This window comes from Streptomyces bungoensis (assembly GCF_001514215.1).
GTDB classification, from domain to species: domain Bacteria; phylum Actinomycetota; class Actinomycetes; order Streptomycetales; family Streptomycetaceae; genus Streptomyces; species Streptomyces bungoensis.
The window spans coordinates 255,488-276,589 of record NZ_KQ948860.1; the positions used below are offsets into that span (position 1 = coordinate 255,488).

The window sequence follows — 21,102 nt, forward strand, 5'->3', positions numbered from 1 at the left end:
TCCGTCCTCTTCCCCCGCGTCCCCGGGTACTGCTGTCACATGCCCCGTGGAGCCGTTCGCATACGACCGTACAGGGCAAAGCCCCTCTCCTAGGGGACGGGGAGGGGCTGCGCGAGGTTGAGCCGGAGTGGGGCCGGGGCCTAGTACCAGTGGTTGGCCTGCCAGAACGACCAGGCCTCACAGGGGCTGCCGTACCGGCTGTTCATGTAGTTGAGGCCCCACTTGATCTGGGTGGCCGGGTTGGTCTGCCAGTCGGCACCCGCGGAGGCGTACTTGCCGGCGGGCAGGGCCTGGAAGAGACCGTAGGCACCGGAGGAGGCGTTGACCGCCTGGTAGTTCCAGCTGGACTCGTGGTCCACGATGTTGCTGAAGCACTGGAACTGGCCGCCCGCCACCATCTGGCGCGCCATGGCCTGGATCTGCGCGGCGGTGTAGCTGCTCTGGACGGGGAAGCTGGAGGAGCTCCGTGCGGAGTCGCGGCTCGCCGCGGCCTTCGCCTCGACGCGCTCCTTGGCGGCCTTGGCCGCCTGCTCGGCTGCGGCCTTCTTCGCGACGGCCGTCTCGGCCGCGGCCTTGCGGGCCGCCGCCTCGGCGTCCTTCTTGGCGCTCGCGTCGGCGGCGATGGCCTGGGCGTCGGCCTGCTGCGTCAGGGACGCGGTCTGCACCTGGGCCTGCTCACCTGCGGGTATGTCCGCGAGGAGCGTGGTGTCGGCTGCCGTCGCCTCGGCGTCGTTGTTGTTCTGCGCGACGCTGCCCGAGGCAACTCCGACGACGCTTCCGACGGCGGTGACCGCGGTGGCCGAGACCACTGCGAATCCCCGGACCGAAATCCGGCTCACACGGTTTCCTTCCAGCATCGCCCGCTTCGGTGACCCTGGCGGACGCAATCGTGCCCCTGAACACTGGCCTCCCAACTGCGGGGTCACGGGAGGCGCGGGCCCGGTGGGCAACTCCCTTGCGGGGAGCGCCGCGTGGTGCTCGGGCGGCATACGGCGACGCTATGGAGTTGGGGTGCTGCTGTGGTGCCGTACCGCTGGGGGTACAGATGTGCCGTATGCGGGGCCTGACAGGAATGAGACTCTGCCGTAACCCGACACCGGGTGGCAATTCCGAGTTGCGTGTGAAAGCTCACACCTCGTTTGTCCCTGGGGATTTCAGGAAACGGCCACACACGGCGGCGCCGCCCGGCTAGGCTCTTCGCCTTTGCCGGACGGCGCCAACTGCGTTCCTTCTCCGCCGATATGACCCCCAAGGGCCTACGGCCTCAGATATGCCCCTCTTCCAGCATTTCGGTCACAAGGGCCGCGATCCGGGACCTCTCGGACCGGGTCAGCGTGACGTGGGCGAAAAGCGGGTGCCCCTTCAGTTTCTCGACCACGGCGACGACACCGTCATATCGGCCGACACGCAGATTGTCCCTTTGCGCCACGTCGTGGGTCAGGACGACCCGGGAATTGGCGCCGATCCGGGACAGAACGGTCAGCAGGACATTGCGTTCCAGTGACTGCGCCTCGTCGACGATCACGAACGCGTCGTGCAGGGACCGGCCCCGGATGTGCGTGAGCGGCAGGACCTCCAGCATCCCGCGCGCGGTGACCTCCTCGATGACCTCGCGGGACGTGACCGCCGAGAGCGTGTCGAAGACGGCCTGCGCCCACGGGCTCATCTTCTCCGCCTCGGAGCCGGGCAGATAGCCCAGTTCCTGCCCGCCGACCGCGTACAGCGGCCGGAAGACCATCACCTTCTGGTGCTGGCGGCGCTCCAGGACCGCCTCCAGACCCGCGCACAGCGCCAGCGCCGACTTGCCGGTGCCGGCCCGGCCGCCCATGGAGACGATGCCGACGTCCGGGTCGAGCAGCAGGTCGAGCGCGATGCGCTGCTCGGCGCTGCGGCCCTTGATCCCGAACGCCTCGCGGTCGCCGCGCACCAGCCGGACGTTGCCCTCCGCGGTGACCCGGCCGAGCGCCTTGCCGCGCTCGGACTGGATGGTCAGGCCGGTGTGCACGGGGAGGCCGGCGGCCTCCGGGACGTACACGTGCCCTTCCTCGAAGAGGATGTCCACCTGCTCCCCGGGAAGGGTCAGTTCGGACATCCCGGTCCAGCCGGAGTTCTCCGTGATGGCGAGTTCGGCGCGGTACTCCTCGGCCAGCAGGCCGACGGAGGAGGCCTTGATGCGGAGCGGCAGGTCCTTCGACACGACGGTGACGTCGAACCCCTCGGCCTGCAGATTGCGGGCCACCGCGAGGATGCGTGAGTCGTTGTCCCCCAGTCGGTAGCCGGACGGCAGCACGCTGGGGTCCGAGTGGTTGAGCTCGACACGGATCGTTCCGCCGAGGTCCCCGATGGGGATGGGGGAATCCAGGCGGCCGTTCTTCACCCGGTAGTCGTCCAGCAGGCGCAGCGCCTGGCGGGCGAAGTAGCCGAGTTCGGGATGGTGCCGCTTGGCCTCCAGCTCCGTGACCACCACGATCGGGAGCACGACCTCGTGCTCGTCGAAGCGGGTCAGGGCGTTCGGGTCGGCCAGCAGGACGCTGGTGTCGAGAACATACGTGCGCCGGTCGGGCTTGTGGCGCTTTGTGCTGGTCACCACGGAAGGACGTACCCCCTCGGATGAGGTCGGGGAGCGACGAAGAGGAAGCTGGGCCGGGAGGGCGGGAAGAACCAGGCCGGCAGACGGCCCTCGCACGCGGCGGGCCGAGAACCGGCCCTCCGCGGCTGCTTCCGTGCGACCGCACGGTCGGGCTGGTGCAAAAGACCTCCCGGGCGGACGGCCCCGTGCCGCCCGCTGAGATCCGACACCCGTGGTTCGGGTGTCGACCTGTCTGGCTTATGCCCTCGAAAATGCACCACCATGCAGAACCGGCCGACAGCGCGCCCGTGAAGTCCTTGTTACATCGCCACCAACCGGGGTATACGGAACGCCCCGCACCGGGTGGGGCGCGGGGCGTTCAAGCAGGTCCACGAGCGGGCTGTCAGCCGCCGTAACGGCGGTGACGTGCGGCGTAGTCGCGCAGGGCGCGCAGGAAGTCCACCTTGCGAAAGGCCGGCCAGAAGACCTCGCAGAAGTAGTACTCCGAGTGGGCGGTCTGCCAGAGCATGAATCCGGACAGCCGCTGCTCGCCGCTGGTGCGGATCACCAGGTCCGGGTCGGGCTGGTCGCCGGTGTAGAGGTGACGCCCGATCATGTCGATGTCGACGGACTCGGCGACCTCCTCCAGCGTCACGCCCTTGTCCTGGGCGTCGAGGAGCATGGAGCGCACGGCGTCGGCGATCTCCTGCCGGCCGCCGTAGCCGATGGCCACGTTGACGACTATCCCGTCGACGTGGGCGGTGGTCTCCTCGGCCTGCTTGAGGGTGTGCTGCATCCCGGCCGGCAGCAGGTCGGTGGTGCCGACGTGGTGGACCCGCCAGCGGCCGTCGGCGGCGAGGGCGCGGACGACGTCCTCGATGATGCCGAGGAGCGGGACCAGCTCCTCCTGGGGGCGGTCGAAGTTGTCCGTCGACAGCAGCCAGAGGGTGACGACCTCGACGTCGGTCTCGGAGCACCAGCCGAGGAACTCCTCGATCTTGTCGGCGCCGGCCCGGTGGCCGTGGACCGTGGTGGAGCCGGCGGCCTTCGCCCAGCGCCGGTTGCCGTCCATGATGACGCCGATGTGCTTGGGCACCTGAGCGTGGTCCAGGTGGCCTTCCACCCGGCGTGCGTAGAGCCTGACGAGCAGGCCGCGCAGCTTGTCGCGCAGGTTCACGAGTTGTCTGCCCTCCGTGCGGCGGTCCCGGAAGCCGAAAGAGTACCCCCGCCCCGGCTCGGCTCCCCAGGACCGGCGGCGGGGGCGGCCCGTCGCACGGGGCCGGCGCGGCCCTGCGGACAAAAGAGAACGGGCCGGTCCGTGGGGGGGAGACGGACCGGCCCGAGGGGGGGTTTCCACCATAACCCTTCGTAAGCGCCGGCGCGTGCATCAGCGCGACACGAATACGCTCCGGAGTCGCCCGGCGACGCCCCGGTGCTCACGGAAGGCTGGATTCAGGGGTGTCCGCCCCTCGATTCACAGCGGTTTCGCAGGCAGATCGGGCCGTATAGGGCGAGATCATGAGGTTTTGGGCCATCTTGGAGAATCGTCGGCCGGTTGTCCAGAGTCCCTCCGACGGGCTAACCCGTCAGCGAACGGTGACGTGACGGCTCCCCTGCGCGACCGACCGGCATCGCGGCACCGCGCAGCCCCCTCCGCCGCACGGTGCCGCGCACGCGGATTTGCTGGCGCGAATAACCTTGGTCTGAACTTACGTGACAGGTGAGGCGCGTGTGAACCGCCGTCGATAACGATGTGGAAACCGTGGGGGAACGACGGGTGAACACAGCGGCGATATGCCCGCTATGCCGCGCTCTCCCGGTTCGTCAGCGGCCCGGTTTGCGGACGTCGAAGAGATGCCGGGTGGCGTGCGCCACGAACGGCCCGTCCCGCTCGATCCGCTCGTGCAGCGCGCGCAGCTCGGGCTCGTACGCCTCCGCGGTGAAGCCGGGCACCATCCAGACCACCTTCCGCAGGAAGTGCACCACGGCGGCGATGTCGTGGAACTCCGTCCGCAGCCGCTCCGCCCGTACCTCGACGACGTGCAGCCCGGCCGCTTCCGCGGCCGCGCGCTCCCGGCCGGGGTGGCGGGCGCCGCGCGTGGCGTCCGGCTGCGGCCCGAGGAAGTGCTCGACCAGCTCGAACACGCTGGCCGGTCCGACGTGCTGGGCGAAGTACGTCCCGCCCGGCCGCAGCACCCGAGCGATCTCCGCCCAGTGCGGGACCACCGGATGGCGGCTGAGCACCAGGTCGAAGGAGCCCTCGGCGAACGGCAGCGGCGCGTCGTCCGGCGCGGTGACGACCACCACGCCGCGCGGCCGCAGCAGGGCGGTGGCCTTCGCGGCGTTAGGCGGCCACCCCTCCGTCGCGGCGACGAGCAGCGGGCGGTCCGGCTCGGCCCTGCCCAGGGCGAAGTCCAGCACCTCCCCGCCCCCGGTCTGGACGTCGAGCACGGCCCCGGCCCGGGCCAGCCGCTCCCCCGCCGACACGGCGTACCCCCAGGAGGGCCGCTCCTCGGTGGCCCGCCCCTCGAACCAGGAGAAGTCCCACCCCTCGGTGGGCACGGCGGCCCCTTCGGCGACGAGCGCCTCGAACGACCGGTCCTCCTCCATGACTCCCATGGCGCCCATGGTCCCAGGGCGTTGTCGGCGGTGCCTGCTAATTTCCGGGCCCATGACGAAGCCCGCGGCCGGCCGCACAGCCGGTGAGAAGGAAATCCTGCACACCAGTCTGGACCGGCACCGGGACGCGGTGCTCTGGAAGATCCAGGGCCTCGACGACGAGCAGCTGCGCCGGCCGATGACCCCGACCGGCACGACGCTGCTCGGCCTGGTGAAGCACCTCGCCTCGGTCGAGTACGGCTGGCTGGTGGAGACGTTCGGCGGCGAGGTGGAGCCCCTGTGGTTCGACCCGTACGAGAGGGAGGACATGCACGTCGCCCCCGGCGAGACGACCGACCGGATCGTCGCCTTCTACGGCCGCGCCCGCGCCGCCGCCGACCGGACGGTCACCGCGCTGCCCCTGGACACCCTCGGCCGCCCTTCCTGGCGCGACGACTCGGTGTCCCTGCGCTGGACCCTCGTCCACGTGATCGAGGAGACGGCACGGCACGCGGGTCACCTGGACATCCTGCGCGAGCTGATCGACGGGGCGACGGGGGACCACCGCCCGGCTACGGACTGACGCCCAGGGCGAGCAGCACGTGCTCGTCCTCCCCGTGCCGGACGGTGCCGACCCGTTCGAAGCCGTGTCCTTCCAGCAGGCGGACGGACGCGGCGTTGCCGGGGAAGGGGTCGGCGTACAGCGGCCGGACGGGTTCCAGGTCGAGGAACAGCCCGAGGGCCCGTGTACCGACGCCCCTGCCCCAGTACGGCCGCCCGAGCCAGTACCCGACGTACCGCCGGCCGTCCGGCGCCGTCCAGGAGACGGCGTGCCCTGCGACCTCGCCGCCGACGGTGACCGTCCGCACCAGGCAGTCGGGGTCCCCGAGCACCCGCTCGCGCCAGTGCGCGAGGAAGGCCTCGCGCGGCCGCGGGGCGAACCTGGACCGCCGGACGGCCTCCGGGTCGTGCTCCTGGGCGAGGAAGACGAGGAGGTCCTCGTCCACGACAGCCCGCAGCAGCACCTCGCCGTGCCCGCCACGCTCGCCGGTCTCGGCCTCGGTCTGTGCGCTCTCGGTCTCGTCGGTCATGCGGGGAGTGTGACAGCGCCCACTGACAACGGCTCCCCCTGGCCTGTTCGTGCGGCCGTCCTGGCGGACGGTGCCGCGGCGGGGCAACTCCACCACGCCGAGGGCGTCTTCGCCTTCCGGCGGCCACCGGGTACGGTCGGCCCCGGAGGTGGGCCGGCGATGACACGGTGGCGGGACGGGCGGGGCAGGCTGGTCGTCCACGGGAGCGGCGGCGGACCCCCGCTCACCGTTCCCCTGGAGATCGCGGCCTCGTACCGCACCCGCACCAGGGGGCTGCTCGGCCGCGACGCGATCGACGGCGCCCTGCTGCTCACCCCCGCCAACAGCGTGCACACCTTCCGGATGCGCATCCCCATCGACGTCGCCTACCTCGACCGCCACCTCACCGTCACCGCCGTACGCACCATGAGGCCCGGCCGCCTGGGCCTTCCGCGGCCGCGCTCCCGGCATGTGCTGGAGGCCGCGGCGGGGGCCATGGCGGACTGGGGGGTCGGGCCCGGGGTCCGGGTGAGCGTCGAGGTGCCCTAACCGCCGGTGCGCGGGAAGGTGACCTCGACCCGGCGGTTCTTCTTCCTGCCCTCTTCCGTGGAGTTGTCGGCGATGGGGTACTGCTCGCCGTAGCCGCGGACGTCGAAGGTGATGTCCGGGTCGTTCAGGTCCTGGTCGAGGACGGCCTGTACGGCGTTGGCGCGCTGCCGGGAGAGGACGTCGCCGTGGGCCGACGAGCCGAGGTTGTCGGTGAAGCCGAAGACGCGGACCTGGGTCGCGTGCTGCTTCCTGACCTCCTCGGCGATCGTCGCGATCCGCGCCTTCGCCTCGCCGCCGAGCTTGGCGCTGTCCTTGCCGAACAGCACCTCGGCCTGCAGAGCGAACGTCACGTCGGCGTTGGTGTCCTCACGGCGCTCGTCCCCGCTCTGGTCCTCGACGACCGACTTGATGTCCAGCACCTTGGGCTCCGCCAGGGTGGCGCCCTCGGGGAGCTTGAGGTCGGGGTCGGTGGGGTCGACTTTCACGGGGGCTGTGGCGGAGGGTTCCGTGCCCGGGGGCTCACTGGGGCTCGTGTCGTCGGCGTGGGCCAGGGAGAGGTCGGTGGCCGCGAGGAGGAGGGCGGTGGTGAGGGCGAGGGTGGCGGTGAGGCGGGGGTTGGGGGTCACTGTGGCCTCACCCTGAGATTTTGATCGAGGCGGCCGGGAACGTCGGCAGCTGGAAGTCCACCTCTGAGGTGTTCGCCGGGGGTGCCGGGAACTGCATGAACACCGCCAGGCTCTCACCGGCCTTGAGGGTGGAGAAACCCGTGGTGGTCAGCGGACGCCCGTCCGTGTCGCGCAGGACGTAGTACCGCTTCTTGCCCTGGGGATCGATCAGCGTGGCCCCTCCCAGGGACCTGCCGTTTCTGATGATCTCCGTCTCGTTGCCGCTGAGGGCGGAGGGGATGACGAGGCTCTTGGCCCCGTCGTTCTTCAGGGTGCCGTTGACCGTGACGAAGCCCCCGGAGTCGCGCTGGGCGGAGGTGACCTGAAGGAGCAAACCATCGGAGCCCTTCAGTTCGGCCAACGGCTCGTCCGACTGCCCTTCCTGAGGGCTCGCGTCGGAACCGGACGTCCGGGAAGCGGACGCGGAGCCCTCCGGCTTCTTGTCGTCGCCGCCACTTCCACCGCAACCGGCCACACCGACGGCCAGACCAGCCGTAACGGTCAATGCGACCATCCCCCTGCGGGCCTTCGCAGTGAACCGCATGCTCATCGCTCCGCTTCTTCCTTCGTCATTGATCGTTCGCCGGTGAGTCGGCCAGATGGACGTCGAACAGGTCCTCGGGCTTCGGGAGCCCGGTGGTGTCGTCCGGTTTCAGGTTCCAGACCTTGCCGTCCTTGCAGGTGAGCGGGGGCAGCGAGTCGCCTCCACCGTCCCCACTGGGCAACGTGAACGTGCAGAGTTTTTCGATCACGGCGATCGCGTGCGCCGTCGCATGCACATCCTCCGTGCCGGGCACGATGGAGTGTCCGACCGACCTGCTGGTCCGGACTTCGACGCTGTACTTCAACAGCTCAGGCGTGCAGGCGGTCAGTTGGGCGTCGTTCTGAGCTGCCAACTGCCCCGCACGCCAGCAGGCGTCGTCAGCCCCTTCGCCGTCGAAGACGTGCTGCCACTTCGCGGGGTCGAGCAAGTCCGCCCGCCACGTGGCCGCAAGCTGGTCCCGGGTCTTCTGTGCTGCGGCGAGGGCCGCCGCGTCGGCCGCTGCCTGGGCACCGCTCCGATTGACGGCCGCCTGGCCGACGGCGAGGTACGCGAGCGCGAGAAAGAGCAGACCCGCCACCACCGTGATGTAGATGGGGAAGGCCTGCCCTGCGTCGCGATGAGGACGGGGGCGGATCAGCCGCCGGTGACCTCTGCGATCTTGGACGTGATCGCATCGTAAATCGACTGCCCGATGCTCGTACCCGTGATCGCCAGCACGATCGCCACCACCACCGCGATGATGCCGAGGTACTCCACCGCGGTCTGTCCCTTGTCGCTGCGGGCGACCCGGGCCTGCAGGTACGCGACGGTGGTGTTGAACCAGTTGCTCATGGTGGTCCCCTCCGGGTTCGCCTCCGATTCGCGCACGGTACGGCCCGGCACGCCCGTCGCCGGAGGGCCCCAGGGCCCAACCCCGGACCCAATCCATCTCAGGCCACCCCCAGCCACTTGGCCGTCGCCTGGGACCTGCTGGTGCTGTGGAGCTTGGCGAAGATGCGGTTGATGTGGTTCTTGACGGTCTTCTCGCTGATGAAGCAGGCGGCGGCGATCTGCTGGTTCGTCATGCCGGACGCGATGAGGTCCATGATCTCCGCCTCCCTGGTGCTGAGTTGGAACCGCGACCGGAACGACTGTCCCACATCTGATTGCAGTTGCGAAAGGTTTTGGGATGAAAATTCGCCCCCAGTAGGAGGATTTTCGGGCTCCCCCTGTGCAGGTGCATCCGGACGCAGGTAGCTCAGTAACGCCCGCGTCGCCCCCGGGGTGACGTGCGGCCGCCCCTCGCTGACGTCGTGTACGGCCCTCACCAACTGCTCGGTGGTGAACTCGCCGTGCACCAGATAGCCCCCTGCCCCCAGCCGCAGCGCCTCCCGCACCGTCTCCGTCTCGTGGCTGTACGTCAGCATCATGACGGGGGCGAGCCGCAGCAGGTGCGGCAATGCCGAGATTCCGTCGACGCCGGGCATGCGGACGTCGAGGAGGACGACGTCGGGGCGGTGGCGCAGTGCGGCCTCGTAGGCCTCGCGGCCGTCCGCCGCCTCCGCGACGACGGTCGTGTCCTCGCGGTCGGAGAGCAGGGCGGTGAGGCCCGCGCGGACCACGGGGTTGTCGTCGGCCACCACGAGGCGGAGGGGGGCCTTGGCGGCCGGTGGCGGGAAGGACCGGGGGCCGGTGCCGGGGCCTGCCGCGGAGTGGGGATGCTGCATCGGGGTGCCTCCTCTCAGGCTGTCTCGGAGGGCTCGGACGGCTGGGCAGTGCCGAGGGACCGTACGGGCACCTCGACCCTCACCTCGGTCCCCCGTTCGTGCCCACCGCGGCCGATCCGGATGCGGGCGCCCGCCGAAGACGCCCGCTCGACCATGCCCAGCAGGCCGAAGTGGCCGGACTGGCGGAGGCGTTCGAGGGTGGTGTCGGGGGGCAGGCCCCGGCCGTCGTCGTGGACGGTGAGGCGGAGCTGGTCGCCGTGGATGCCCACCGTCACCTCCACGTGGGACGGGGACGCGTGCCGGTGGGCGTTCTCCAGGGCCTCCGAGGTGATGGCCAGGAGGTGGCGGGCCACGGCCGGGGGGACGGGCGGGAGCGGGGTCTCGCCGGTGCGGCGGCAGACGGCCCGGAGGCCCGTGTGGGCGGTGAAGGCGCCGACCCTGGCTTCCAGTTCGCTCCAGATGTCCGCCGGCTTCGCCCAGGCGTCCTCGCGGCGCAGGTCCTCCAGCAGTTCCCGGGACTCCGCCGCCGCCCTGCGGGCCGAGCGGGACACCAGTTCCGCCTGGCGGCGCAGGCGCTCGGGGTCGGGGTCGGCGGACGCGGCGGTCGTGGCCAGGCCGTCGGCTGCCAGGGCGACGCCGTACAGCGTCTTGGCCACCGAGTCGTGCATCTCGCGGGCCAGCCGGGCCCGTTCCGCGTGCACCGCCTCCGTCGCGGCGAGGCGGGCCTGGACCGCGGTGAGGGCCTGGGTCGCCGCGCCGAAGCGGAGCATCAGGTTGCGCAGGGTCGAGCCCATCGCGCCGGAGATCACGCACAGGCCGGGCAGGAGCAGCGACTCGGCGAGGCCCGCCTGCCGGTCCTGCTTCAGGGTGGCGAGGACGAGGAGCAGGATCAGGCCCTGCAGGGAGGCGAAGCAGGCCGCGCCGCGCCAGCCGTAGACGAGGCCGGCGAGCAGGGGGGTGCAGACGCTGACGTAGGCGAGGGTGGTGTCGGGGCCCGCCGAGACCAGCAGCAGCGAGCCGAGGAGGGTGTCGGCGGCCAGCAGGCTGGGGTGGCGCAGGAGGAGGGGGCCGAAGCGTTCCCAGTCGCGGAAGAGGACGTAGGACACCATGAAGGTGGCGACGACCGCGGCGCCGACGAGACGGACGCCCAGGCCGGGGGACGCGTTGAGCAGGGCGGCGGGTGCCGCCACCACGATCATCGCGAGCCGGAAGCCGAAGACCTGCCGGCACATCGCCTGCAGCGCGCGCACCTGGATCTTCTCGGCGGGCTGGGCCGCCCGGGACTTCCACAGCCCCCGCGCTTTCCGGAGGCCCCGGGAGCCCGGGAAACCCCGGACCGTCCAGTGCCCCCGGGACTCCGGCACACTCTGCGCCTCCCGGCCGCTTCGCGCCCCCGACGCGCTCCCGGACGCCCGCACGCTCTGCGCCCCCGCCGCACTCTGGGACGCCCGCACGCCCTGCGCCCCCGGCACACTCCCGGACTCCCGCATGCTCCAGGGCTCCCGGACGCTCCCGGGGTCCCGCACGCTCCCCCACTCGGGCCCGGTCCCGAAGTTCTGCCGGCCCCCGGCCCCCGGCACACTCCCGGACGCCCGCACGCCCTGCGCCCCCGGCACACTCCCGGACTCCCGCATGCTCCCGGGCTCCCGGACGCTCCCGGGGTCCCTCCCCCGGCACACTCCCGGACGCCCGCACGCCCTGCGCCCCCGGTACACTCCCGGGCTCCCGGGCGCTCTCGGGGTTCCGCGCGCCCCCCGGCTCGGGCGCGCCTCCAAACCCCCGGCCACCGGCCCCCGACGCGCTCCCCGGCTCCGGCACGCTGCCGAAGCCCCGCAGGCCACCGGCCTCCCTCGCGCTCCCGAACCCGCGCAACCCCCGCAGGCCCCGGACCCCCCGCCCCGCAGCCCCCAGCGCCGTCATCCGCCGCTCACTTCCCCGTGAGCGAGCCGAAGTCCACGCCCGAGCCCAGGATCAGGCCGGCGCCCAGCAGGAGCATGGTCGCCGGGACCATGAACGTGGTGATCATCAAGGTGGCCTTGGGGACCGCGCGGGCGGCCTTGCGGCGGGCGTTCTGGGCGTCCGTGCGGCGCATGTCCTTGGCCAGCGAGACGAGCGTGTCGACGATGGGGGCGCCCAGTTCCTCGCCCTGCTGCAGTGCCGTCACGAACATCGCCACCTGTTCGGAGTCGTTCCGGCGCCGGAGTTCCGCGAAGGCCTGGCGGCGGCTCATGCCGAGGTCCATCTGGCGCAGGGTGATGCGCAGTTCGTCGGCCCAGGGGCCCTCGTAGCGGGAGGCGACCCGGTCCAGGGCCTGGCGGAAGCCGAGGCCCGCGCTGACCACCACCGCCAGAACGTCCAGGAAGTCCGGCAGGGTCCGCTCGATCACGTCCTTGCGGACGCGGATCGCCGACCAGATGCCGACCTCCGTCCAGAACGCCCCGAACAGCAGCAGGAGCAGGGCGACGAACCACTGCCCACGCAGCAGGAAGACCAGGAAGCCCACGGCGCCCAGGGCGCCGTAGACCGCGCGGCGGGCGGCGTAGCGGTCGATGGTCAGGCCGCCGGGGTTGCCCGCGAGGTCGATCTTGCGGCGGTACCTGGCGACCATGCGCGGCCCCATCAGGCGCAGGACGGCGGGGGCGTAGCGCATGCCCATGCGGTCGATGACGGAGTCCACCGCGCCGGTGCGGGTGGCGCCGACCTCGAGGGCCAGGGCCAGGTCGGCGGGGAGCTTGGCGTCCGCGCGGTACATCCGGATGCCGGCGAAGGCGCCCCAGACGGCGAGGCCGCCGAGCAGGGCGAGCAGGAGTCCCATCAGGCCGGCCCCCTCACACGTCGATCCGGCTCATGCGGCGGATGAGGACGAAGCCGACCGCGTACATCGCGAACGCGACCAGCACGCAGGCCTGGCCGACCGGTGAGCCGGTCATGCGGTCCAGGGCGCCGTCCTTCACCCCGTTCATCAGGAACAGGGCGCCGATGCCGAGCACGGGGACGGCGTAGGAGGTCATCGTCACCTGGGAGAGCTGGGTGCGGATCTCGCGCCGGGTCTCCTTGCGTTCCTCCAGCGTCTCGGTCAGGTTCCGCAGCGCCGAGACCACCTGGCCGCCCGCCCGGTTGGACAGGACCAGGGTCGTGACGAGGACGACCAGTTCCCGGGACGGGAGCCGGTCGGCGAGCTCCTGCAGCGCGTCGTCCAGGGAGTGCCCGATCGCCAACTGGTCGGAGACCTTCGACAGTTCCTCTCCGGCCGGGGCTTCCAGCTCCTCCGCGGCCATGCCGATCGCGGTGCGCAGGGCGAGGCCGGCCTGGGTGGCGTTGGCGAGGATGCGGGCCAGTTCGGGGAGCTGGTTGATGAAGCGCTCGATGCGTTTCTGCCGCTGCCAGTTGAGGAACTGCAGCGCGGCCCAGACGCCCAGCAGGCCGGCGAGAGGGCCGAAGAAGGGGGCCAGGGTGGCCTGGCCGATCAGCCAGAGCGCGGCCACCGCGGCGAGCATGTAGGCGAAGAACTCGCCCGGGGTGACGTCCAGGCCGGTCGCCGCCAGCCTCAGTTCCAGCCGGCGGCCCAGTGCGGTACGGCGCAGCCGGCGGTCCAGGGTGCGGAAGCGGCGCCGGCGGCCCGTGAGCGGCTCCTGGCCGGTCTGGGACAGCCGGTCGACGAGGGCGGCGCGCTGGGCCCGGCCGGCGGCGTAGGCGCGCACACCGGCGACGGCCAGGACGCAGGTCAGCAGGGTGACGCCGGTGGTCAGCCGGACGAGGGTGTGGAGTTCCATGGGGCGGCCTACCTGGCTTCTCGGGTGGCGAGCTGGTCCGCGGACCGGGCGACGCCGAACGCCTGCGGGATGGGCTGGCCCGCCATGTAGAGGCGGTCGGCGGTGCGGCGCGGGAGGGGGTGGTACTCGAAGGTGCCGTGGACCCGGCCGTCGGACGTCAGGGGCCGGGCGTGGAAGCGGGCGGCGGTCGCCAGCCGGTACGGTTCACCGCCGTGGCTGTCCAGCAGCGCGATCTCGGTGATGCGCCGGGCGCCGTCGGCGAACCGGGTGAGCTGGACGAGGACGTCGACGGCACTGTTGATCTGGTCGTGCAGCGCGACGAAGGGCACCTCCACGTCGGACATGGAGGCGAGGGTCTGCAGCCGGGTCAGGGCGTCCTCCGCGCTGTTGGCGTGCACGGTGGCGAGGGAGCCGTCGTGGCCGGTCGACATGGCCTGGAGCATGTCGAGGGACTCGCCGCCGCGGACCTCGCCGACCACGATCCGGTCGGGGCGCATGCGCAGCGAGTTGCGGACCAGGTCGCGGATGGTGACCTGGCCCTTGCCCTCGACGTTCGGCGGGCGCGACTCCAGCCGGACCACGTGGGTCTGCTGGAGCTGGAGTTCGGCCGAGTCCTCGATGGTGATGATGCGCTCGTGGGCCGGGATGAGTCCGGAGAGGGCGTTGAGCAGGGTCGTCTTCCCGGTGCCGGTGGCCCCGGAGACGATGATGTTGAACTTCGCCTGCACCAGGCCGGCCAGCAGGAACACCATGGGTTCGTCGAGGGAGCCGAAGCCGATCAGCTCGTGCAGGGTGAAGGAGCGCGGGAAGCGGCGGATGGTGAGGATGGGCCCGGTCAGGGACAGCGGCGGGATGATGACGTTGACGCGCTCCCCGGACGGGAGGCGGGCGTCCACCATGGGGTTGGACTCGTCCACCCGGCGGTTCACCGTCGAGACGATGCGCTCGATGGTCTGCATCAGCTGGTCGGCGGAGGCGAAGCGGAGGGGCAGCTGCTCGACGCGGCCGCCGCGCTCGACGAAGATCGCGTCGGGTCCGTTGACCATGATCTCGGTGACGGAGGCGTCCTCCAGGAGCGGCTCCAGGATGCCGAGGCCCAGGGCTTCGTCCACCACCCGGCGGATCAGCTGGGAGCGTTCCACCGTCGACAGGACCGGGCCCTCGCGGCTGATGATGTGGCCGAGGACGCGCTCCAGCCTGGCCCGGCGCTCGGCGGCGGCGAGCGAGCTCATCTCCGCGAGGTCGATCTCCTCCAGCAGCTTGGCCCGGTAGGAGGCGACCAGGTGCCCGTCCTCGCCGCGGCTGCCGTGCTCCTCGGGAGTGCTGATGCGTGCCCGCAGACTCATGGGGTTCGCGTCTCCTCGGTCAGTGGTCGAGCGGCATGGTGGCGGACTTGGTGGCGTAGCCGAGATCCCAGACGATCCTGGGAATGTGCACCTTCGCGGTGACGGTGACGGTGTCGCCCCCGTCGCCGGACGAGCAGCTCACCGAGATGCCGCCGCTCACCGCCTCCGCGCAGGCCTGCTGGGCGTCCTGCCGCAGGGAGGCCGCCCGCGCCCCCGCCCGGGCCGCCGTGCCGGCCTGCTCGGCGGCGTAGGCGACGGCGCCGATCTGGAACCCGGCCAGGCCGACGATCAGCAGGATCGGGACGAAGCCCAGGTACTCGATGGCGACCTGACCCCGCTCTCGTCCGCGGCGGTATGGCATGTCAGCGCTTCACCTCCTCGACGGCGCCGGCGTGGCCGTGCACGGTGACGGGGAAGTCGATCGAGCCGGGGAACAGGACGGGGACCTTCAGGGCCACGTCCGCGGTCACGTAGCCGGTCCCGTCGCACCGCTCCACCCGGGCACCCCCTCGCCACGCCCCCGACAGGTGGCCCAGCGCCGCCTGTTCGCACACGCCGAAGCGCTCCCCCCGCGGTGCCGCCGTTCCGGCGCGCACGCCCTCGTCCGCAGCATTACCCGCGAGCGTGAAGGCGTATCCCACGAGCACGCACTGCCACATCAGCACCAGCGTCAGGACGATCAGCGGAGCCATCCCGAGGAACTCGATGCTGACCTGCCCCCGGTCCCCTCCCGTCGGTCTCCTCACCGCTCACTCCTTCCGCCGCCGGAACCCGACCGCGCCGCGGCCCCCGCCCCGGTGCGCGCCTTCCGGGGCCTTGGCCAGCCCCAGTTCGCCGGCCAGCGTCCACAGGGCCTGCTTCACGGTGCTCCTGCTGTCCAGTTCGTGCAGCCGTCCCGCGTCGACGACCGCCTGCAGTTCCCGGAAGTTGGCGGGGACGGCCGTGCGGGCGAGGGCCGTGCCGGTGATGCGCTGCACCAGCGCGGGCTGGATCTCCGTACTGCGCGAGTGCCGGTTGACGACCACGGTCGTCTCCTCGGCCTTGCGGATCTGCAGCCGGTCCCACATCCGCACGGTCCGTTTGGCGGCGCGTACGGCGACCACATCGGGGGTGGTCACCAGCAGGGCGGTGTCGGCCGTCTCCACCGCCGCCGCGCCGGCTCCGCCGAGTTGGGCGCCGCAGTCCACGACGACGACCTCGTAGCGGGAGCGCAGGGCGCCGATGATCTGCCGCGCGGTGCGGTCGGTGACCTCCTCGCCGCGCTCGCCCTCGGCGGGGGCGAGGAGCAGGGCGAGCCCGGTGTCGTGGCGGAAGACGGCGTCGGCGAGGACGCGCGGGGAGATGTCGGTGATGGCGGCGAGGTCGACGACCGAGCGGCGGAACTGGACGTCCAGGTAGGAGGCGACGTCGCCGGTCTGCAGGTCGAGGTCGACGAGGGCGGTGGGGCGGCCGGAGGCCTGGGCGGCGAGGGCGAGCTGGATGGCCGTGAGGGTGGCGCCGACGCCTCCCTTGGCGCCGCTGACCGTGACGACGGTGCCGCCGGCGCCGCCGAGGACGTCCGCGCCGCCGTGCCCGAGGTGGCGGCGCACCCCGGTGGACCACTGGGCGACGGCCTGGACGCGGCTGGCGACTTCCTCGTACGACAGCGGGAGCGCGACCAGGCCGCGGGCGCCGGAGTCCATGGCGGCGGCGAACAGGCCCGGGCTCGCGTCGGTGGTGACGAGGATGACGCCGACGGCCGGGAAGCGCAGGGCGACCTCGCGGATCAGCTCCAGGGCGGGGACGGGGCCGATGCGCTCGTGGACGACGACGACCTCGGGCAGTTCGTCCACGGACTCGGCGGTGAGGCGGGCGAGGGTGTCGACCAGCTGGGTGGAGTCGGTGACCGGTGGCTGGGGTTCGGCGTCGGGGAGCTGGCTGAGCAGGGTGACGAGGGAGCGGACGGCGTCCGGGTCCGCGCCGGCCGGGAGGATCCTGGTGGGCATGCGGGCCGCCTCTCACTTGTCCGTCGCGAGTTCGTAGGTGCGGTCCTTGTCCGGGACGCTGGTCTGGCTGCCCGGGGCGACCAGTGCGAGCCGGACCCGCTGGGCGAAGGACTCGGCGTAGGTGACGCGCTGGGCGTCGAGGGTGGACAGCGCGAAGGTGATCGGGACGGCCTCGGTGGGCTGCTGCTGGTTCTTGGCGGCGTCGGGGTCGAGGGCGGTGATGTGGCCGACGTCGAGGACGCGGGCGTTGGTGACGATGATCTTCGACTGGTCCGGGTCGCCGTCCTTCTTCCCCTGGAAGGTGGCGTAGACGTTGACGCGCGCACCCGGGGTGATCTTGCCGGCGACGCCGGTCGCCGCGTCGATCATGATGGCGACCTCCTGCTGGCCCGGCTGCAGCGCGGGCTGGTCGACGATCATGTCGGTCTGGAGCAGGGAGCCGGCCCGCAGCGTGGTCACGGCGATCTTGCCCTGGACCTGCCGCAGGTCGGTGACGGCGTTCGCGGACAGCCACCGCCTGGGCATGCTGATCTTCTCGAACTGGCCCGCGTCCAGGGCCGTGTACGGCTTCACGTCGGTGCGGACCCGGTAGGCGCCGACCTCGGGGCCGACCTTGGACTTCGCGTCGTGGACGACGGAGAGCACGCCGGCGAACGCGCCGAGAGCGCACAGGACCGACAGGATCAGCAGTATCACGCCGCGGCGCTGACGGGAGTTCATGAACCGTGCAACCTCATTGGGGGAATCGGTCGAGCGGGATGTGGGTCGTGGGTGGTGCGGGTCAGGCGGGCGTGCGCTGCTCCAGGGCGCGGGGCGCGGGCGGCTCGTACCCGGGCGGGGTGGCGGAGCAGAAGACGCACCGGTCGCCGATGACGTCGAGGCCGCACCAGTGGCAGGCGGTCTGCCGTACGGAGGTGACCAGTTGGTAGAGCACGGAGAGGTCGGCGAGGTAGCTGCAGAACTCGATCACGCGGCCGGTCCCCCACCACTGCGCGGACTCGGCGGGCAGCGGGGCCTCGCGCAGGCCGTGCGCCGTCCACTCCTCGGCGAGGCCGGCGACCCAGTCGCTCTGGAGCTGCCCCTTGGCGACGAGCATCCAGGTGCCGAACTCGGGCCCCTTGAGGGTGGCGCCCGGGGCGACCTTCACGAGCTGCGGCTCGGGGTGGGCGACGACGGCGAACTGGCTGCCCGGCACCCAGGACTTGGCGTGTGATCTCAGCCCGACGGGGACCCGGTCCAGCCGGGCGACGGAGCCGAGGACGGCGCCGGCGTGGACGTAGTGGGTGAGCAGCCGCCCGGCGGAGGCGAGCACGCCGGGGCTGAGGTCGCAGGAGGCGAGCTGGCGCAGCTGCCGGGCGAGGACGGCCACGCCGAGCGGGGGCAGCTCCGGCCGGAAGAGGGCGACGCGGTCGCTCTCCAGCAGCGCGCGCAGCGTGTACAGCCGTCGTACGACGGGCTCGGGCGTGGCCTGGGAGCAGACGACGACCACGTATCCGTACTGCTCGGTCAGCGCGTGCAGTTCGGTGAGGGTCTGCTCCAGCGGGCGCCGGTCGAGGTCGCGCAGCACGGCGGCGGGCATGGTCCGCTCGTCCTGCGCCGGCAGTGCCATGTCGGCACTGGTCACGGCGATGACAGTTGGCACGCGCAGCTCCCCGCTCTTCGCACCGTTCGGCCCACCGGTGTCACTCCGACGCGTCGGTACGACTTCGTTGCGTGACTACCTGAGCACTGTAACCACGGCCTGATGGCCGGAGAACAGCGTTTGTGTAGCTCATGTGGAACTCCCCGGTCACAAGTCCCTCCAAAACCGGACAGGTTGAGCGGGCGAGCGACGGCGATTTTGGTCTGGACCTCTTGACAGCCGGATTGGCCTAGACCAACTTGGAGGCCAGCGGTGGCCACCGTCCTCACCCCCACCTCCCCACCCCACTCCCCCACCGGAGGCCCCAGTGGACCGCGCATCAGGCATGCCCGAACCACGCAGCAGAGCACGCGACAGACGGCGGTTCGCCACGTGGTCCGCCACCACCGCCCTCGCCCTCGCGGTGGCCGGCCTCGCCGCCGCCCCCGCCTCCGCCGCGGACGTCGACAACGCCAGGAACGCCGGCTTCGAGTCGGGCCTCGCCGACTGGACGTGCTCGGCGAACAGCGGCACGACGGTGTCCTCCCCGGTCCACTCCGGCTCCGCGGCCCTGAAGGCGACCCCGGCCGGCCAGGACAACGCCCAGTGCACCCAGTCGGTCGCGGTCGCGCCCAACTCCACCTACACGCTGAGCGCGTGGGTCCAGGGCGGCTACTCCTACCTCGGCGTGACGGGCACGGGCACGACGGACGTCTCGACCTGGACCCCGGACACGTCGTCCTGGAAGCAGCTGTCGACGACGTTCACCACGGGCGCGTCGACGAAGTCCGTCACCGTCTACACCCACGGCTGGTACGGCCAGGCGCCCTACTACGCCGACGACGTCTCGGTGTACGGCCCCGACGGCGGCGGTGGCACGGACCCGGGCCCCACGGTCCCGTCCGCCCCGTCCGGCCTGGCGGTCTCCGGTACGACGTCCTCCTCGGTGTCCCTGTCCTGGTCCCCGGTGTCCGGCGCGACCGGCTACAACGTCTACCGCGACGGGACCAGGGTGACGGCGGTGACGGGCACGTCGGCCACGGTGACCGGCCTGGCGGCGTCCACGTCGTACGGCTTCCAGGTGACGGCGACCAACGCGGCGGGCGAGTCCGGCAGGTCGGCGACGGTGACGGGCACGACCTCCGCGACGACCGGCGGCGGGGGCGGTTCCCTGCCGAAGCACGCGGTGACGGGCTACTGGCAGAACTTCAACAACGGGGCGACGGTCCAGAAGCTGTCGGACGTGCCGTCCGCCTACGACATCGTCGCGGTCGCCTTCGCGGACGCGAGCACGACGCCGGGCGCGGTGACCTTCAGCCTCGACTCGGCCGGCCTCGGCGGCTACACCGTCGACCAGTTCAAGGCCGACATCAAGGCCAAGCAGGCCGCCGGCAAGAAGGTCGTCATCTCGATCGGCGGCCAGAACGGCACCGTCTCGGTGAACGACTCGGCGTCGGCGGCGAACTTCGCGAACTCCGTCTACTCGCTGATGCGGACGTACGGCTTCGACGGCGTCGACATCGACCTGGAGAACGGCCTCAACGCGACGTACATGACGCAGGCACTGCGCTCGCTGTCCGCCAAGGCGGGCTCGTCGCTCGTCCTCACGATGGCCCCGCAGACCATCGACATGCAGTCGACGTCGAACTCCTACTTCCAGACGGCGCTGAACGTGAAGGACATCCTCACGGTCGTCAACATGCAGTACTACAACAGCGGTTCGATGCTGGGCTGCGACGGCAAGGTCTACAGCCAGGGCTCGGTGGACTTCCTCACGGCCCTCGCCTGCATCCAGCTCCAGGGCGGCCTGTCCCCGTCCCAGGTGGGTCTGGGCCTCCCGGCCTCCACCAGCGCGGCGGGCAGCGGCTACGTCTCCCCGACCGTGGTGAACAACGCCCTGGACTGCCTGACGAAGGGCACGGGCTGCGGCACCTTCAGACCCTCCAGGACGTACCCGGACCTGCGGGGCGCGATGACCTGGTCGACCAACTGGGACGCCGCGTCGGGCAACGCGTGGTCGAACTCGGTGGGCGCGCATGTGCACGGGCTGCCGTAACGGAGGCCGGTGACCTGCGCGACGCGGCGACGCCCGGGCCCCGGCGGGTCCGGGCGTCGCCGCGTGCGTCCGGGGTCGTTTCCGGCCAGAGGCCGTCGCGGGCGAGGGTTTCACGTTGCAGCTCTCGATGTGCTGGTGTGATGATCCGACGCATGACTGGCCACGGGGGTGGCTCCGGCTCGACGGGGCAAGTACGCAGGTCACGGCTGTCGGAGTACGCGGAGCACACGAAGACGACCGAACCGGCCGCCGTCTCGGAGGACGAGGTCGTGAAGCGGCGGCGTCTCGAATTCCGGGCCGTCCTCGGTGAGTTCCGCCGTACGCCCGTCCTCGTGCCGGTGGACGACGACGAGGTGCCCCTGACCGCCGACCACGGCGGCCTGCGCTGGATCCTGGCGTTCTCGACCGAGGCGGCACTGGCCCGGTTCGCGGTCGCGCGGGGCGAGGGCGAACGGGAGTGGGCGTACCAGCGGGTGCTGGGAGCGCGGCTGCTGGACGTGGCGGTGCCCGCGGTGGGGGTGCCGTGCGGGGTGGCCCTGGACGCGGGGAGCGGCGACGAAGGGGTGCTGTTCCCACCGGTGACGGGGATCGTGCCGGACGCGGCGGCCGTGGACAGGAGT

The 21,102-nt window shown here is 71.7% G+C and carries 23 protein-coding genes; 4 read left to right on the top strand and 19 right to left on the bottom strand.

Going from position 1 to position 21,102, the window contains the following annotated elements; all coding sequences use genetic code 11:
* Nucleotides 1–140: 140 nt before the first annotated feature.
* The 4 genes from AQJ66_RS21425 to AQJ66_RS21440 all read right to left on the bottom strand — a co-directional run bounded on the left by AQJ66_RS21425 (nt 141) and on the right by AQJ66_RS21440 (nt 5,179).
* Nucleotides 141–839: an aggregation-promoting factor C-terminal-like domain-containing protein gene (locus AQJ66_RS21425; RefSeq protein WP_208611411.1), complete on the bottom strand. Its 699-nt coding sequence runs from the start codon at nt 837–839 to the stop codon at nt 141–143.
* Nucleotides 840–1,264: 425 nt separating this feature from the next.
* On the bottom strand, nt 1,265–2,590 hold the full coding sequence (locus AQJ66_RS21430; RefSeq protein ID WP_061924637.1) for an RNA 5'-3' helicase PhoH2: 1,326 nt from the start codon (nt 2,588–2,590) through the stop codon (nt 1,265–1,267).
* A gap of 382 nt (nt 2,591–2,972) precedes the next feature.
* Nucleotides 2,973–3,746, bottom strand: a complete 774-nt coding sequence (locus tag AQJ66_RS21435; RefSeq protein ID WP_061924640.1) for an isoprenyl transferase — start codon at nt 3,744–3,746, stop codon at nt 2,973–2,975.
* Between the two features lie 647 nt (nt 3,747–4,393).
* Entirely contained in the window at nt 4,394–5,179 is a 786-nt protein-coding gene (locus AQJ66_RS21440; RefSeq protein WP_061924757.1) for a class I SAM-dependent methyltransferase, read from the bottom strand.
* Between the two features lie 61 nt (nt 5,180–5,240).
* Here AQJ66_RS21440 and AQJ66_RS21445 point away from each other — a divergent pair, with 61 nt between their 5' ends.
* Nucleotides 5,241–5,750, top strand: coding sequence for a DinB family protein (locus AQJ66_RS21445; protein WP_061924642.1), 510 nt, complete (start codon nt 5,241–5,243; stop codon nt 5,748–5,750).
* On the opposite strand, the gene AQJ66_RS21450 is transcribed toward AQJ66_RS21445, so the two are convergent.
* Nucleotides 5,740–6,258, bottom strand: a complete 519-nt coding sequence (locus AQJ66_RS21450; RefSeq protein WP_061924645.1) for a GNAT family N-acetyltransferase — start codon at nt 6,256–6,258, stop codon at nt 5,740–5,742. The genes AQJ66_RS21445 and AQJ66_RS21450 overlap by 11 nt on opposite strands.
* 159 nt (nt 6,259–6,417) lie before the next feature.
* Here AQJ66_RS21450 and AQJ66_RS21455 point away from each other — a divergent pair, with 159 nt between their 5' ends.
* On the top strand, nt 6,418–6,786 hold the full coding sequence (locus AQJ66_RS21455) for a DUF192 domain-containing protein (RefSeq protein ID WP_061924648.1): 369 nt from the start codon (nt 6,418–6,420) through the stop codon (nt 6,784–6,786).
* On the opposite strand, the gene AQJ66_RS21460 is transcribed toward AQJ66_RS21455, so the two are convergent.
* From AQJ66_RS21460 to AQJ66_RS21525, 14 genes are all read right to left on the bottom strand, one after another.
* Nucleotides 6,783–7,412 carry an OmpA family protein gene (locus AQJ66_RS21460; RefSeq protein ID WP_061924650.1) on the bottom strand — a complete coding sequence of 210 codons (630 nt, stop codon included), beginning with the start codon at nt 7,410–7,412 and terminating at the stop codon, nt 6,783–6,785. The genes AQJ66_RS21455 and AQJ66_RS21460 overlap by 4 nt on opposite strands.
* A gap of 7 nt (nt 7,413–7,419) precedes the next feature.
* The gene (locus AQJ66_RS21465; RefSeq protein WP_061924653.1) at nt 7,420–8,001 is read right to left on the bottom strand and encodes a hypothetical protein; all 582 of its coding nucleotides are present in this window, start codon (nt 7,999–8,001) and stop codon (nt 7,420–7,422) included.
* 19 nt (nt 8,002–8,020) lie between these two features.
* Nucleotides 8,021–8,629 carry a pilus assembly protein TadG-related protein gene (locus tag AQJ66_RS21470; RefSeq protein ID WP_061924760.1) on the bottom strand — a complete coding sequence of 203 codons (609 nt, stop codon included), beginning with the start codon at nt 8,627–8,629 and terminating at the stop codon, nt 8,021–8,023.
* The gene (locus tag AQJ66_RS21475) at nt 8,629–8,826 is read right to left on the bottom strand and encodes a Flp family type IVb pilin (RefSeq protein ID WP_061924657.1); all 198 of its coding nucleotides are present in this window, start codon (nt 8,824–8,826) and stop codon (nt 8,629–8,631) included. The genes AQJ66_RS21470 and AQJ66_RS21475 overlap by 1 nt, the downstream gene beginning before the upstream one ends.
* Before the next feature lie 98 nt (nt 8,827–8,924).
* Nucleotides 8,925–9,701, bottom strand: a complete 777-nt coding sequence (locus tag AQJ66_RS21480; RefSeq protein WP_061924660.1) for a response regulator — start codon at nt 9,699–9,701, stop codon at nt 8,925–8,927.
* A 14-nt stretch (nt 9,702–9,715) separates the two neighbouring features.
* Complete coding sequence (locus AQJ66_RS21485; protein WP_061924763.1) at nt 9,716–10,933, bottom strand: sensor histidine kinase; 1,218 nt, start codon at nt 10,931–10,933, stop codon at nt 9,716–9,718.
* A gap of 695 nt (nt 10,934–11,628) precedes the next feature.
* On the bottom strand, nt 11,629–12,516 hold the full coding sequence (locus AQJ66_RS21490; RefSeq protein WP_061924663.1) for a DUF5936 domain-containing protein: 888 nt from the start codon (nt 12,514–12,516) through the stop codon (nt 11,629–11,631).
* A 13-nt stretch (nt 12,517–12,529) separates the two neighbouring features.
* Nucleotides 12,530–13,474: a type II secretion system F family protein gene (locus AQJ66_RS21495; RefSeq protein WP_061924664.1), complete on the bottom strand. Its 945-nt coding sequence runs from the start codon at nt 13,472–13,474 to the stop codon at nt 12,530–12,532.
* Between the two features lie 8 nt (nt 13,475–13,482).
* The gene (locus AQJ66_RS21500; RefSeq protein ID WP_061924667.1) at nt 13,483–14,820 is read right to left on the bottom strand and encodes a TadA family conjugal transfer-associated ATPase; all 1,338 of its coding nucleotides are present in this window, start codon (nt 14,818–14,820) and stop codon (nt 13,483–13,485) included.
* 19 nt (nt 14,821–14,839) lie between these two features.
* On the bottom strand, nt 14,840–15,181 hold the full coding sequence (locus AQJ66_RS21505; protein ID WP_061924671.1) for a TadE/TadG family type IV pilus assembly protein: 342 nt from the start codon (nt 15,179–15,181) through the stop codon (nt 14,840–14,842).
* Between the two features lies 1 nt (nt 15,182).
* Entirely contained in the window at nt 15,183–15,566 is a 384-nt protein-coding gene (locus tag AQJ66_RS21510; RefSeq protein ID WP_061924674.1) for a TadE family protein, read from the bottom strand.
* 3 nt (nt 15,567–15,569) lie between these two features.
* A complete protein-coding gene (locus AQJ66_RS21515) occupies nt 15,570–16,805 on the bottom strand; it encodes a CpaE/TadZ family protein (RefSeq protein WP_061924677.1) in 1,236 nt (411 codons plus the stop codon).
* Nucleotides 16,806–16,817: 12 nt separating this feature from the next.
* A complete protein-coding gene (cpaB, locus tag AQJ66_RS21520; RefSeq protein ID WP_061924679.1) occupies nt 16,818–17,525 on the bottom strand; it encodes a Flp pilus assembly protein CpaB in 708 nt (235 codons plus the stop codon).
* A 61-nt stretch (nt 17,526–17,586) separates the two neighbouring features.
* Nucleotides 17,587–18,429 carry a hypothetical protein gene (locus AQJ66_RS21525; RefSeq protein WP_061924682.1) on the bottom strand — a complete coding sequence of 281 codons (843 nt, stop codon included), beginning with the start codon at nt 18,427–18,429 and terminating at the stop codon, nt 17,587–17,589.
* Nucleotides 18,430–18,772: 343 nt separating this feature from the next.
* On the opposite strand from AQJ66_RS21525, the gene AQJ66_RS21530 reads away from it, so the two are divergent.
* Nucleotides 18,773–20,482, top strand: a complete 1,710-nt coding sequence (locus tag AQJ66_RS21530) for a chitinase (RefSeq protein WP_079060327.1) — start codon at nt 18,773–18,775, stop codon at nt 20,480–20,482.
* A gap of 152 nt (nt 20,483–20,634) precedes the next feature.
* Nucleotides 20,635–21,102: hypothetical protein (locus AQJ66_RS21535; protein WP_061924687.1), on the top strand; the 468-nt coding region annotated here is incomplete at its 3' end.